At 68.7% G+C, this 13,314-nt stretch carries 12 protein-coding genes and 1 pseudogene; 12 read left to right on the top strand and 1 reads right to left on the bottom strand.

Annotated elements, in window-relative coordinates; all coding sequences use genetic code 11:
* The 11 genes and pseudogenes from AX708_RS20740 to AX708_RS04090 all read left to right on the top strand — a co-directional run.
* Positions 1-641 (top strand): annotated as a pseudogene (locus AX708_RS20740) (Tellurium resistance); the annotation flags it as partial.
* A gap of 44 nt (positions 642-685) precedes the next feature.
* On the top strand, positions 686-1,738 hold the full coding sequence (locus AX708_RS04135; RefSeq protein ID WP_066526772.1) for a DUF475 domain-containing protein: 1,053 nt from the start codon (positions 686-688) through the stop codon (positions 1,736-1,738).
* 56 nt (positions 1,739-1,794) lie between these two features.
* On the top strand, positions 1,795-2,370 hold the full coding sequence (locus AX708_RS04130; RefSeq protein ID WP_066526774.1) for a TerD family protein: 576 nt from the start codon (positions 1,795-1,797) through the stop codon (positions 2,368-2,370).
* Positions 2,371-2,442: 72 nt separating this feature from the next.
* A complete protein-coding gene (locus tag AX708_RS04125) occupies positions 2,443-3,024 on the top strand; it encodes a TerD family protein (protein ID WP_066526776.1) in 582 nt (193 codons plus the stop codon).
* A gap of 25 nt (positions 3,025-3,049) precedes the next feature.
* Positions 3,050-4,207 carry a S1C family serine protease gene (locus tag AX708_RS04120; protein ID WP_066526778.1) on the top strand — a complete coding sequence of 386 codons (1,158 nt, stop codon included), beginning with the start codon at positions 3,050-3,052 and terminating at the stop codon, positions 4,205-4,207.
* Between the two features lie 127 nt (positions 4,208-4,334).
* Complete coding sequence (locus AX708_RS04115; protein ID WP_066526779.1) at positions 4,335-5,501, top strand: phosphoribosyltransferase domain-containing protein; 1,167 nt, start codon at positions 4,335-4,337, stop codon at positions 5,499-5,501.
* Positions 5,498-6,244, top strand: coding sequence for a sucrose-6-phosphate hydrolase (locus tag AX708_RS04110; RefSeq protein WP_066526780.1), 747 nt, complete (start codon positions 5,498-5,500; stop codon positions 6,242-6,244). Before AX708_RS04115 ends, AX708_RS04110 begins: the two co-directional genes overlap by 4 nt.
* Complete coding sequence (locus AX708_RS04105) at positions 6,241-7,317, top strand: cysteine protease StiP family protein (RefSeq protein ID WP_066526781.1); 1,077 nt, start codon at positions 6,241-6,243, stop codon at positions 7,315-7,317. The genes AX708_RS04110 and AX708_RS04105 overlap by 4 nt, the downstream gene beginning before the upstream one ends.
* Positions 7,314-8,228: an HpcH/HpaI aldolase/citrate lyase family protein gene (locus AX708_RS04100; RefSeq protein WP_066526784.1), complete on the top strand. Its 915-nt coding sequence runs from the start codon at positions 7,314-7,316 to the stop codon at positions 8,226-8,228. The genes AX708_RS04105 and AX708_RS04100 overlap by 4 nt, the downstream gene beginning before the upstream one ends.
* A gap of 7 nt (positions 8,229-8,235) precedes the next feature.
* The gene (locus tag AX708_RS04095) at positions 8,236-9,183 is read left to right on the top strand and encodes a toxic anion resistance protein (RefSeq protein WP_067489565.1); all 948 of its coding nucleotides are present in this window, start codon (positions 8,236-8,238) and stop codon (positions 9,181-9,183) included.
* A gap of 58 nt (positions 9,184-9,241) precedes the next feature.
* Complete coding sequence (locus AX708_RS04090; RefSeq protein WP_066526791.1) at positions 9,242-9,712, top strand: hypothetical protein; 471 nt, start codon at positions 9,242-9,244, stop codon at positions 9,710-9,712.
* Here the strand turns inward: AX708_RS04090 and AX708_RS04085 are convergent.
* Positions 9,709-9,996, bottom strand: a complete 288-nt coding sequence (locus AX708_RS04085; protein ID WP_233999605.1) for a YciI family protein — start codon at positions 9,994-9,996, stop codon at positions 9,709-9,711. The two genes, AX708_RS04090 and AX708_RS04085, sit on opposite strands and share 4 nt — an antisense overlap.
* A 151-nt stretch (positions 9,997-10,147) precedes the next feature.
* Here AX708_RS04085 and putA point away from each other — a divergent pair, with 151 nt between their 5' ends.
* Positions 10,148-13,270, top strand: a complete 3,123-nt coding sequence (gene putA, locus AX708_RS04080; RefSeq protein WP_066526793.1) for a bifunctional proline dehydrogenase/L-glutamate gamma-semialdehyde dehydrogenase PutA — start codon at positions 10,148-10,150, stop codon at positions 13,268-13,270.
* Positions 13,271-13,314: the final 44 nt, after the last annotated feature.

Here is a 13,314-nt window from a genome sequence, read left to right as displayed (position 1 = left end):
CGCCTCCTCCGCCGCCCCCGCCCCCGAGCGCGCCGATCAGCCTCAAAAAGATCAGCCTCGACAAGGGCAATTCCTCGGTCAGCCTCAAGAAGCAGGGCAATTCCTTTGGCGAGATCGTGCTCAACCTCAACTGGACCGCGCGCACCCAGAAGAAGGGTTTCTTCGGCGGCTCGCAGCAGCTCGACCTCGATCTCGGCGTGATCTTCGAACTCGCCGACGGCATGGGCGCAGGCTGCATCCAGGCGCTGGGGAGGAGCTTCGGCGCCTACCACCAGCCGCCCTTCATCGAACTGTCGGGCGACGACCGCACCGGCGCGGTTGCCGCGGGCGAGACGATCCGCGTCAACGGCCAGTATTTCGACTATATCCGCCGCATCGGCGTCTTCGCTTTGATCTATGAAGGTGCGCCCGACTGGGCTTCGACCGATGGCGTCGTGCGCCTCAACATCCCGGGCCAGCCCGAGATCGAGGTCCGCATGGACGAGGTGGGCAGCCGCGAGCGCCTGTGCGGCATCGCGCTGATCGACAATGTCGGCGGGGAGTTGAAGATGAGCCGCCTGATGCGCTTCTACCAGAGCCAGAAGCCGTTTGCCGAGGACATTGGCGTCTATCTGCAATGGCAGCGCGGCAGTAAGGACTAATCAAGCATACCGCCGTATCACGCGGCCCAAGGGGATCATATTCGATGTTCAAACATTTTGGCGGCTCGCTGCTGTTCACCGCCGTCGGCCTCGCGCTCGGCGGCTATTACGGCTGGGCGCTGACCGGCACGATCGACGGCGTGCTGTCGATAGTGTGGATCTGCGCAGTGCTCGCGGTGCTGGAAGTCTCGCTGTCGTTCGACAACGCCGCGGTCAATGCGAGCGTGCTCAAGGACATGTCGCCGGTCTGGCAGCAGCGCTTCCTGACCTGGGGTATCGCTATCGCGGTGTTCGGGATGCGGATCGTCTTCCCGCTGGTGATCGTGATGGTGGCCGCGCAGATCGGCCCCGTCGAGGCGATCAACCTCGCCCTGAATTCGCCGAGCGAATATCAGCGCATCGTCGAAGGCGCGCATATCGGCCTGATGGGCTTCGGCGGGGCCTTCCTCGGGATGGTCGGCCTCAACTACTTCTTCGACAGCGACAAGGAAGTCGACTGGATCGCCGCCATCGAACGCCCGCTCGCCAAGGTGGCGGATATCGAGGCGGTCTCGATCGGCCTCGTGCTCGCGGGCACCTGGGCGGTCTCGACCGTGCTGCCGGGCGAGGAGGCGCTGACCTTCATCACCGCCGCCATCGCCGGTCTCCTGACCTATCTCGGCGTCGAGGTGATCAACCACGTGCTCGAACCCCCCACGCCGTCCACCGGTGACGTCGCCAAGGCGGGCTTCGGCGCGTTCCTTTACCTCGAAGTGCTTGATGCCAGCTTCTCGTTCGACGGGGTGATCGGCGCCTTCGCACTGACGAATAACCTCATCATCATCGCCATCGGCCTCGGCATCGGCGCGATGTTCGTGCGTTCGATGACCATCTTCCTCGTCAAGAAGGGCACGATGAGCGAGTACCGCTACCTCGAGCACGGGGCGTTCTATGCCATCCTCGCGCTGGCGGTGATCATGTACCTCAACACCTTCATGCACATCTCCGAAGTCATCACCGGCCTGATCGGCGCGGTGCTGATCGGGCTCGCCTTCTGGTCCTCGGTCCAGTGGAACAAGGCGAACCCCGACGGCGAGCCTGAGGATGCGCTCGCGTAAGCTTTCAACACCGGCGGCCACCTCGCGCCGCCAGACTTGGGTAAAGGAGACGATTTATGGCTATCTCACTGTCGAAGGGTGGTAATCTCAGCCTGTCCAAGGAAGCGCCCGGGCTTGACCGCATCATGGTCGGCATGGGCTGGGACGTGCGTGCGACCGATGGGCAGGATTTCGACCTCGACGCTTCGGCCTTCGTGTGCGGCGCGAACGGCAAGGTCCGCTCCGACATGGACTTCTGCTTCTACAACAACATGAAGGTCGCCGATGGCGCGGTCGTCCACCAGGGCGACAACCGCACCGGCGAGGGTGACGGCGACGACGAGCAGATCGAGATCACGCTCTCCAGGCTCCCCGCCGATGTCGACAAGGTCGCGGTGGTCGTGACCATCCACGAAGGCGACACCAAGGGCCAGACCTTCGGCCAGGTCTCGAACGCTTTCATCCGCCTCGTCGATGCCAGCAACAACAACGAAGTCGTGCGCTACGACCTGTCGGAAGACGCCTCGGTCGAGACCGCGATGATCCTCGGCGAAGTCTATCGCCACGGCGCCGAATGGAAGTTCCGCGCGGTCGGCCAGGGCTTCAAGGGCGGCCTCGGCCCGCTCGCCGGCCACTACGGCGTCAACATCTGACAATCGGGGAGGGGCGCGGCCGGGGGCGTGCTCGCCGGCCGCGCGCTTCCGCAAGCAGGGAATACGAAAAAGATGGCGGTTTCGCTCAGCAAGGGCGGCAATGTGTCGCTCTCGAAAGAGGCCCCGGGCCTCAATGCAGTGATTGTCGGGCTCGGCTGGGACGTGCGCAAGACCGATGGCGCGGCCTTCGATCTCGACGCCTCGGCCTTCGTGCTGGGGGAGAACGACAAGGTTCTCTCCGACGCGAATTTCGTGTTCTACAACAACAAGACCTCGCCCGATGGCGCGGTGGTCTACAGCGGCGACAACCGCACCGGCGAGGGCGCGGGCGATGACGAGACGATCCTGATCGATTTCGCCAAGCTCACCCCGGCGGCCAAGAAGGTGGTGATCGCGGTCACCATCCACGAGGGCGAGATCAACGGCCAGAACTTCGGCTCGGTCTCCAACGCCTTCGCGCGCGTGGTCAACCAGGCCGACGGCAAGGAACTGGCGCGCTACGACCTCTCCGAAGACGCCTCGATGAATGTCGCGATGATCTTCGTCGAACTCTATCGCGGCCCGGCTGGCGACATCAAGGTCAAGGCGATCGGCGAAGGCTGGCGCAGCGGCCTTGCGGGGCTGGCGGGCGCGATGGGCGTCAATATCGGCTGATCCGGCCACAGGTCGCACCACCATCATGCAGCCCGCCCAGCCCGGACAGCGCGTCAAGATCAGCCCCAAGGCCGACTGCCGCATCCATCTGCGCGGAAGCGAGGCCGCGCGCATCGCGGTCGCGGCGATGGGCTCGGGCGGGCGCGTGCTCGCCTTCGACCGGATCGATCAGGCGCAGTGGTTCATGCAGGGCATGGCCGAGCTCGAAGGCGATTTCGAGATCGTCGCCTATGTCATGGACGACCGCCACGGCGGCTTCACCAACCACGCCTTTCCGATCGAATTCGAGGTCGACGGCACGGTCTGGCAGATGCCGCAGCCGACCGAACAGCTCGCCGCGGTGATCCTTGCCGAGGTCTACACCAAGAACGGCGAGCGCCGGATGAAGCTCTCGAGCGAGGGCTTCACCTTCGGGATCGACGCCTATGTGCGCGCGCGCAACATGGGCGGGATCGAGGTGCCCTATCGCAATTCCCCGGGCGTGCCGCTCCCGGGCAATGGCCCGATTCCCCACCCCGACGGGCGTGGGTTCAGCGAGGGGCAGGGGCGGCCCAAGCCTATGCCGGGCCAGCTGATCGGTTCGGGCAGCGGGGTGCTGATCGCGCCCGACCTGATCGTCACCAACGCCCACGTGGTCGAGGACGGGCAGAAGTTCGAAGTCGGCCCGGCGCGCGATGCGGGCACGGTGATCGCGGTCGATGTCGGGCACGATCTCGCGCTGCTGCGCTGCCGCACCCACGGCGCGCCGCTGCCGCTACGGATCGGCTCGCCGTTGTTCCTGGGCGAGGACATCATGGCCGCGGGCTTCCCTCTGATCGACGTGCTGGGCGCCGACCTCAAGGTGACGACCGGCAATGTCTCGGGGCTCACGGGGGGCGGGGGCGATGTCGCGCGCTTCCAGTTCTCGGCCCCCATCGGTTCGGGCTCCTCGGGCGGGGCGATCATCGACGAGTTCGGCAATCTGGTGGGCATCACCTCGGCCAGCCTCGCGCATGACAACATGCGCAATCGCGGGTCGATCTCGGAGAACGTCAATTTCGGCATCCGCGCCGCGCTGGTCTACGAAATGGCCGCCGCCGCCGGGGCCGAGCTGCCTCCGCTGGCGATCTCGACCGACAATCTGCGTCGCAATGTCGTCGCCCGGGCGCGCAGTGCAGTGGTCAGCATCATCATCCATGCCTAGGTTGCATCGGCATTCAGCGCTGAGGGCCTGCAAATGGCCCGCTTCCAGACTTCCGGTGCTCACGGCCCATAAGGCCGCTGCGCTCCGGGTTCTGAAAGCGCACCATTTTCGGCACCTCATCATCTGAATGTCGATACAACCTGACCGCACGCGGGCGCCCGAGGCGCCGCAGCACAGGGTGACGGTCGACCTGCCGACTGGGACGCTGGTGCTCGAAGGCGTCGAGCCTGCACGCGTTGCCGCGCTGTGCGATTTCGCCGCGCGGGCGAACCCGAAGCGGGGCTTCCTGATCGTCTCGAAGGTGCTCGGCCGCCATCTGCCGACGCCTCCGCAAGCCTTGCGCGCCGCCGCCGATGCGCTCGCGGCGAAACTCCCCGCCCTGCCGGGGCCCGTCCTGTTCTGCGGCATGGCCGAGACCGCCACGGGCCTCGCCCAGAGCGTCTGGGCGGCGTGGCGCGCGCGGCATCCCGGCAGCCTCAGCGCCTATGTCCAGTCGAGCCGCCAGACCGTCGCGCATGTGCGGGTCCTTTGCCGCTTCGAGGAAGGCCACAGCCACGCCGCCAGCCACATGGTGCAGGTGGCGGGCGAGATCGAGGCGCTGCTCCCCCAGGTGCGCAGCCTCGTCATCATCGACGACGAATGCAGCACGGGCGCGACCTTCGTGGAGGCCGCCGAGGCGCTCGTCGCCGCCCTGCCGCAGATCGAGCATATCGCGGTCGCCAGCCTCACCGACTGGAGCGCGGGCGCCTTCCTCCCCCGGATGCCGCGCCCCGCCTCGGCGCATTCGCTCATCGCGGGGACGCTCCACTGGACCCCCGGAGCCGGACAGGCCGCCGCCAGCCTCGCCGCCACCGCCAACCGCCATGGCACTGCGCCCGCGACCGGCATGCGCAGCCGCACCGGCTTGCTGGAACCCGAAGCCGCCACCCGCGCGCGCATCGTGGCCCGCCCCGGCGAGCGGGTGCTGGTGCTCGGCGACGGCGAACACGCCTACGAAGCCCTGCGCGTTGCCGAGGAGATCGCCGCACAGGGGGCGGCTCCTGCGATCCAGTCGATCACTCGCACCCCCGCCATGCTCGGCCATGCGATGGCGAGCGTCACTTCCCTTGGCGACGCATACGGCTCCGGGGCGACGTGCCATGTCTACAACCTCCTCGCCCACCGTCCCGACCGCATCGTGATCGCCGCCGAGATCGCGGGCGGGCAGGCTGACCAACTGCGCGGCTGGCTCGCCGAAGCGGGGTCTCCTGTAATGGTCGAGACGCTGTTGTGCCGCTATGGCGGGCCCGCATGACCCGCCCCCTGATCCTCGCCGACCTCGACGACAGCCTGTTCCAGACCGCCCCCAAATGCGGCGACTGGGCCGAGGGCGATCTCAGGCTGATGAGCCGCCTCGCCGACGGCAGCCCCAGCGGCTATGCCACCCCGCCGCAGCAGGCGCTGCTCGGCTGGCTGGCGCATGGCGAGCTGGTGCCCGTGACCGCGCGCGCGCGTGACGTGCTCGCCCGGGTCGACGTCGCGCAGGCCCCCGCGATCTGCGCCAATGGCGGCTGCATCATGACGGCGGACGGCACCCCCGATCCGGTCTGGCACGCCCGCCTCGCCGCCGAGGCGCAAGCGTCCGAGGCTCCCGCGGCGCTCTACCCCGCGCTGACCGAAGGCCTCGGCGCGGAATACCGTCACTGGTTGGTGAGCGAGGACGGGCTCGATCTCTACATCGTCATCAAGAGCAACACGGGCGACGTCCCCGCGCTGACCGCGCTCGCCGAAGCCCTGCGCGCGCGGCTCCCCCAAGGCTGGCGCATCCATGCCAACGGCAACAATCTCGCCTTCCTGCCCCCGTGGCTGAGCAAGCGCGCCGCGGTGCGCTACTTCCTGGAGACGGTGCGCGCCGAGACGCCCGGACGGCTGGTCGTGGGCATCGGCGATAGCTGGTCGGACGCGGGCTTTCTCGATCTTACGGACATGGCGATGATCCCCACCGCCGCGCAGCTGTGGCAGCACATCGCGCGCGGGCACGACTGGATCGACGGATGACGCCTTTCCACGGCTCCTACGCGCCCGAGGATGTGACCTTCCTCCTCAAGCCCGCCGCGGTCGCGCTGACCGACGTGGCGGAGAAGGAGGCGCTGATCCAGTCGGGCGCGCGGCACTATTCGGAGATGCTGTCCGAGGAACGCCTGCCCGATGCGCGCTACCTCGCGCTCTACGAGGCGGCGCTGGCGAGGAATGCGGGGCGATTGAAGGCCGATATCGCGGCGCTGGCCGAGGCGATCATCGCCCGCCCCGAAACGGCCAAGAGCTGCACCATCGTCTCGCTCGCCCGCGCGGGTACGCCCATAGGGGTGCTGCTGCGCCGGGCGCTGGCGGAGCGCGGGATCGACGTCGCGCATTATTCGGTCAGCATCATCCGGGGGCGGGGGATCGACCGCGTCGCGCTCGCCCAAATCGCCGCCGCGCGCGGGACGGCGGACGCGGTGTTCGTCGACGGCTGGACCGGCAAGGGCGCGATCACGCAGGAGCTCGAACAAAGTCTGGCCGATGGCAGCACCGGCTTCGCGCCCTTCCTCGCGGTGGTCGCCGATCCGGCGGGCTGCGCTTCGCTGGCCGCGACCACCGAGGACTACCTCATCCCCTCCGGCATCCTCGGCGCGATCGCCTCGGGGCTGGTCAGCCGCTCGGTGCTGAGCGCAGAACTGGTTGGCGAGGGCGAGTTCCACGCCTGCCGCCATCTCACCGAACACGCCCACGCCGACCGCAGCCGCGCCTTCGTCGCCGCGGTCGAGGCTGCCGCGCCCTCCGATGCCTCCCACCCCGGCTGGAGCCCGCAGGCCGCCGCCGCTAGCCGCGCAGCCTCAACCGCGCTGGTCGAAAGCCTGATGGCCGAATTCGCCGTCACCAATGTGAACCGCATCAAGCCCGGCATCGCCGAGGCCACCCGCGCCGTGCTGCGCCGCTTGCCTGAGGCCGTCTTCGTGCGCGACCGGGGCGACGCGGAAGTGGCGCATTTGCTGCACCTTGCCGCACAATCGCGCGTTCCGGTCGAGCAGCGGGAACTTGGCAACTACCGCGCCGTAACACTGATTGCGAAGGCAGGAGACGCTGAATGACGAAAGCGGTGGAGCTTGGCGCAACGCTTTACATTCCGGTGCAGCACCCGCGCCTTGCCGAGGTGCTGGCGGGGGCCAATCCCGATCTGCGCTCGGTGGTGATCTGCCTCGAGGATTCGCTCCACGAAACCGAGGTGGGCGCGGCACAGGAGGTGTTCTGTGCGACGCTTCGCCAGCTCGATGCCGTGCCGCCGAGCCTCATCGCCTATGCCCGCCCGCGCGGGCCGGCAATGCTGGAATGGATGCTCGCGCAGCCGGGGATCGAACGGCTGGCGGGCTTCGTGCTCCCCAAGATCACGACCGCCAATATCGCAGGCTGGCTGGAACGGCTGGGCAGTCCGGCGCACGGCATCATGCCCACCATCGAGAGCCCCGAGGCCTTCGACCGCGCGGCGATGGTGCAGATGGCGCGCGCCCTCGCGCCGCTGGGGAGCCGCGTTCATGCGGTGCGCATCGGCGGGAACGACATCCTGAACCAGCTCGGCGTGCGCCGCTCGCGCGAGCGGACCGCCTATGACACCCCATTGGGCCTTGCCATCGGCACCATGGCAAGCGTGTTTATCCCCGAAGGCCTCGCGCTCTCGGCCCCCGTCTTCGAGCACTACGCGCTGACCGATGTGCTGCGCGAGGAAGTCGCGCGCGATATCGAGCACGGCCTCCTCACCAAGACCGCGATCCACCCCAGCCAGGTGCCGATCATCCACGATGTGCTGCGCCCCGCCCCGTCCGAGGTCGAGGAAGCCAGCGCGATCCTCGCCGCCGAGGCGCGCGCGGTGTTCGGGCATGGCGGCTCGATGCTGGAGCCCACCACCCACGCGCGCTGGGCGCAGGGCGTGCTCGACCGCGCAAGGGTCCACGCGCCACGCGGCGCACGTCCCGGCCGCCCGCAGGCGCCGACACGGGTCGCCTAGGCTGGCCGTGTCCGCCATCACCAAGCGTCGCCACGCGGAACTTGCCGGGCAGGCGATGAAATTCGTCGCCGAGCTCATGCTGATCGAGCCGCTGAGCCCGGCCTTCGACCACAAGTTGGAGGCTATCGAGGCGTTGGGGCGCGACACCATTGCCGCCGCCTCGGCGCGCCACGCGGGAAGCCTCGCCCATGTCGCCCCGCCCACGACAGGGGGAATCGCGCAGGCGACGGCCGCCTTGCGCAGCATCGCCGGGGCGCTCGAACCCTTGCGCGAGGGCAATCTTGCGGGGGCGGCCAAGCGCTTCGGCCTGTTTGCCGCCAAGCCCGACCCCGCCGCCTATTTCCGCCGCTATGCCGCCGCCGAGAGCGAGATCGCGGCCGTGCTCACATCGCTGACCCGCGAGCGCGACGCCTTGCTGCGCGCCAATGTCGGGCTGGAGGCCGAGGAGGCCTCGCTGCGCCCACTGGTCGAAGCGCTCGCCGAGCATGCGCTGTTCGCCGAGGAAGTCGCGCCGACGCTCGAAGCGCGCGCCGCGATGATCGAAGCGAAGGAGCCGATGAAGGCGCGCCGTCTCACCGCCGACGCGCTCCACACCGTGCGCACCCGCGCGCGCGACATCGCCGAGGCGCGCGCGGTGACCACCCAGGCGCTCGCCGCGCGCGAGCTGGTGAGCGGCACCAACGCCCAGCTGATCGAAGCGATCGAGCAGGCCACCGCGACCATGCTGATGGTCCTGCGCACCGCGATGGAGGCGGCGCGGATGATCGCGCGGCACGATCTGGTGCTCGACCGGATCGCCGGGCTGAACCGTGCGGCAAGCAACCTTATCACCGACGAAAGCCCGCCCGAAGGTGACAAGGCCGAGGCGCTCCAGTCCGCCTTCGCCAGGCTCTACGACGCGCTCGACCGGCTGGAGAGCGAGCGCGCAGGCATTCCCACGCTTCCACCCCGCTGAAACAGGGTCTAAAGCAGGCCCTCGGTCGTGATGGCCGGAAAGCCGAAACGGGAAGTTCGTGGGTCTGTTCGATTCGCTCAGGAAGATGTTCGCCGCGCCCGAACCGGAAGCGCCCCCCGCGCCGCCGCCCTCGCCCGAGCGCGCGCACGGCATCGACTATGACGACGAGCGCGTCCCCGCCTCCGCGCGCAAGAAGATCGACGCCATCCTCGCCGCGCTCGAAGAAGTGGGCACGATGATGGACCGCGAGGCGGTGCAGGCCGTCAGCCGCACCGAGATCGAGCTGATGCAGGGCGAACACCTGCCCAAGCTGGTCAAGAGCTACATCGACATCCCTGCCGCCCACCGCGCGGAAATCTTCCGCAAGACCGGCAAGTCGGCGAGCTTCATCCTCGAGGAAAGCCTCGACACGATGAAGGCCCGGATCGACGAGATCGCCCGCAACCTGGCGCAGCACGATCTCGACGCCTTTTCGAGCAACGCGGCCTTCATCAGCCGCCGCTACAGCGACGGCGATCCGTTCCGCTAGGCCCAATCGCCCAGCAGCGGCGTGAACTCGTCCACCCGGATCAGCTGCCATACCCCGCCGGTGAGGTAGGGATCGCCCGCGAGGATCGCGCGCGCGGCGGCCTCGTCCTCGGCCTTCACGATCAGCAGCGAGCCGATGATCAGGCCATCGGCGCGTTTCAGCGGGCCGACGATCACGAAATGATCGGCATTGGCGTGGATGAATTCGAGATGGGCCGGGCGATGGATCGCGCGCAGCCTCCCGCCGTCTTCGCCGTCGCGGCAATGGAAGCAGAACATGCGCATGGTCGAAAGCGGCCCCCGTTAGTCGAGAGCGAAGGCTAAACGCCCCTCGCGCGGCGGGCAAGCGGAGCGTTGCAAAACCCGCGCTTGAAGCGCAGCCTTGCGGGGTCCAGAGGGCCGCTTTGCTCCCGCGAATCGTTTCAGGTGAAACCAGATGGCCGACTACGCCCCCGCCCCAGCAATCGACCGCACCGACCTGCGCCGCGCCTATCGCCAGGACGAGGAAGCGGCAATCGCCGAGCGGCTGGAGCAGGCCGCCCCGGCAGCGAAGGTGCACGCGGCGGCGGCGGGCCTCGCGGTCCGGCTGATCGAGGGCGCGCGGGCCAAGAAGGCCTCCGGGATCGACGCGTTCTTGCAGCAATATGGCCTCGACACCGAGGAGGGCATCGCCCTCATGTGCCTTGCCGAAGCCCTGTTGCGCGTGCCCGATGCGGCGACGGCGGACGCGCTGATCAAGGACAAGATCGGCCAGATCGACTGGGGCGAGCACTTGGGCGAAAGCAGTTCCACCTTCGTCAACGCCGCGACCTTCTCGCTGATGCTGACCGGCGAAGTGCTCGATCCGCCCGATGCGCGGCAAAAGGGGTTGGGGAGCGCCTTCCGCCGCGCGATGAACCGGCTGGGCGAGCCGGTGATCCGCACCGCCACGGGCCAGGCGATGAAGATCCTCGGCGGCCAGTTCGTCTTCGGCCGCACCATCGACGAGGCGCTGAAGCGCGCTGCGCCCGAGCGGTCGCGGGGGATCACCCACTCCTTCGACATGCTCGGCGAGGCGGCGATGACCTTCGCTGATGCGGAGAAATACCGGCTGAGCTACGAGGCGGCGCTGGCGCGGCTGGCGCGCGAGGCGGGCGCCGGAGTGGCGGGCTCGCCGGGGATTTCGGTGAAGCTTTCGGCGCTGCATCCGAAGTACAATTTCTTCCACGCCGACGAAGCCAAGGCGGAGATGGTGCCGGTGATCCGCGATCTGGCGGTGCGCGCGCGCGATGCCGACATTCATTTCACCATCGACGCCGAGGAGGCCGAGCGGCTCGAACTCAGCATGGACATCATCGAGGAACTGGTCGCCGACGACGACCTGTTCCGCCGCCCCGATGGCAGCCGGTGGGAGGGTTTCGGCCTCGCGATCCAGGCCTATTCCAAGCGCGGGATCTGGGTGTGCGACTGGGCGGGCAAGCTCGCGCGCAGGCATGGCCGCAAGCTGTTCGTGCGGCTGGTCAAGGGCGCCTATTGGGACAGCGAAGTGAAGTTGTCGCAGGTGGGCGGCTACACCGACTACCCCGTCTTCACCCGCAAGGTGGCGACCGATGTGAGCTACCTCGCCTGCGCCGCGCGGCTGTTCGAGCACGCCGATGTGATCCGCCCGGCCTTCGCCACGCACAACGCCTACACCATCGGCGCGATCAAGCACTTGGCGGCGGGGCGTCCGTTCGAGTTCCAGCGCCTGCATGGCATGGGCGAGGAGGTCTACGACGCACTCCACGCTCTGGAGGGCAACCAGCGCACGCCGGTGCGGACCTATGCGCCCGTCGGCGGGCACAAGGAGCTGCTCGCCTATCTGGTGCGCCGCCTGCTCGAGAACGGGGCCAACACCAGTTTTGTGAACCGTTTGGGCGCTGCGGATATTCCGGCGGAGGAACTGGTCGGCGATCCGGTGGCGGAGCTTGCGGCGCTCAGCCCGCGGCGCAACCCGGCGATCCCGCTGCCGGGGGCGATTTTCGGCGCGCGCAAGAACAGCGCGGGCGTCGATTTGTCCGATCCGCTGGTGAGGGAGCCGCTGCTGGCGGAACTGCGCGCGCTGGAGGCCCGCCAGTGGTCCGCCGAACCGACCTTCGGGGGCACTGGCGCGGTGGTGAACGTCACCTCGCCGCATGACCCGTCGCAAATCGTCGGCACTCGCCGCGATGCGACGGCGCAGGAGGTCGAGGCCGCGTTCACCCGCGCCGCGCAAATCCAACCCGGCTGGGATGCCTTGGGCGGAGAGGCGCGGGCGCTGCTGCTGGAGAACGCCGCCGACCTGTTCGAGGCGCACACCGCCGAATTCCTCAGCCTGTGCCAGCGCGAGGCGGGCAAGACCTTGCTCGACTCCGTGCTCGAACTGCGCGAGGCGGTCGATTTCCTGCGCTACTACGCCGCCGAGGCGCGGCGGCAATTCAGCGCGCCCACCATCCTGCCGGGGCCGACGGGGGAGGAGAACAGCCTCACCCTTCACGGGCGCGGGGTCTTCGCGACGATCAGCCCGTGGAACTTCCCGCTGGCGATCTTCATCGGCATGGCCTCGGCGGCGCTGGCGGCGGGGAACGCCGTGATCGCCAAGCCCGCCGAACAGACGCCGCTGATCGCCGCGCTCGCGGTGAAGCTGTGCCACGAGGCCGGCATCCCGCCCGAGGCGCTGCAACTGCTCCCCGGTGCAGGCGAGGTCGGGCAGCTGATCACCGCCGACCCGCGCCTCGCGGGCGTCGCCTTCACCGGATCGACCGAGACCGCGCGCGCGATCAACCGCGCGCTCGCGAACCGCGACGGCCCGATCGCCACACTGATCGCCGAGACCGGCGGGCAGAACGCGATGATCGTCGACAGCTCCGCGCTCCCCGAACAGGTGGTCCGCGATGTGCTGGCGAGCAGCTTCCAGAGCGCGGGGCAGCGGTGTTCGGCGCTGCGGGTGCTCTACCTTCAGGAGGACATCGCGGAAGGCGTGCTGGAGATGATCCGCGGCGGCTTTGCAGCCCTCACCGTGGGCGACCCCGCCGACCTCGCCACCGATGTCGGCCCGGTGATCGACGCCGATGCGCAGGCGCTGCTGGAGGCGCATGTCGCCGATTGCATGGCGAAGGGCCTACCCGTCGAGCGCCTCCCCGGCACCCCTGCCAATGGCCACTTCGTCGCCCCAACGATCATCGAAATCCCCTCGATCCGCGACCTCAAGCGCGAGAATTTCGGCCCCGTGCTGCATGTCGTGCGCTTCAGGGCGGGGGAGCTCGGCCAAGTGGTGGACGCCATCAACGCCACCGGCTTCGGCCTCACCCTCGGCCTCCACAGCCGCATCGCCGAGACGCGGCGTTTCGTGCAGGGCCGTGCGCGGGTCGGCAATTTCTACGTCAACCGCAACCAGATCGGCGCGGTGGTCGAGAGCCAGCCCTTCGGCGGCGAGGGCCTCTCGGGCACCGGGCCCAAGGCCGGAGGCCCGCACTACCTCGCCCGCTTCGCCACCGAGCGCGTGACCTGCATCGACACTACCGCGGCAGGGGGCAACGCGAGCCTGCTGGCGGCGGGGTGACGCAGAAAGCCCCCTCCCCCTCGCAGGGGGGAGTGGTGGGGGAG

Source organism: Erythrobacter sp. CCH5-A1 (assembly GCF_001557115.1).
Lineage (GTDB): Bacteria > Pseudomonadota > Alphaproteobacteria > Sphingomonadales > Sphingomonadaceae > Erythrobacter.
This window is presented reverse-complemented; position numbering and strand designations above follow the sequence as displayed.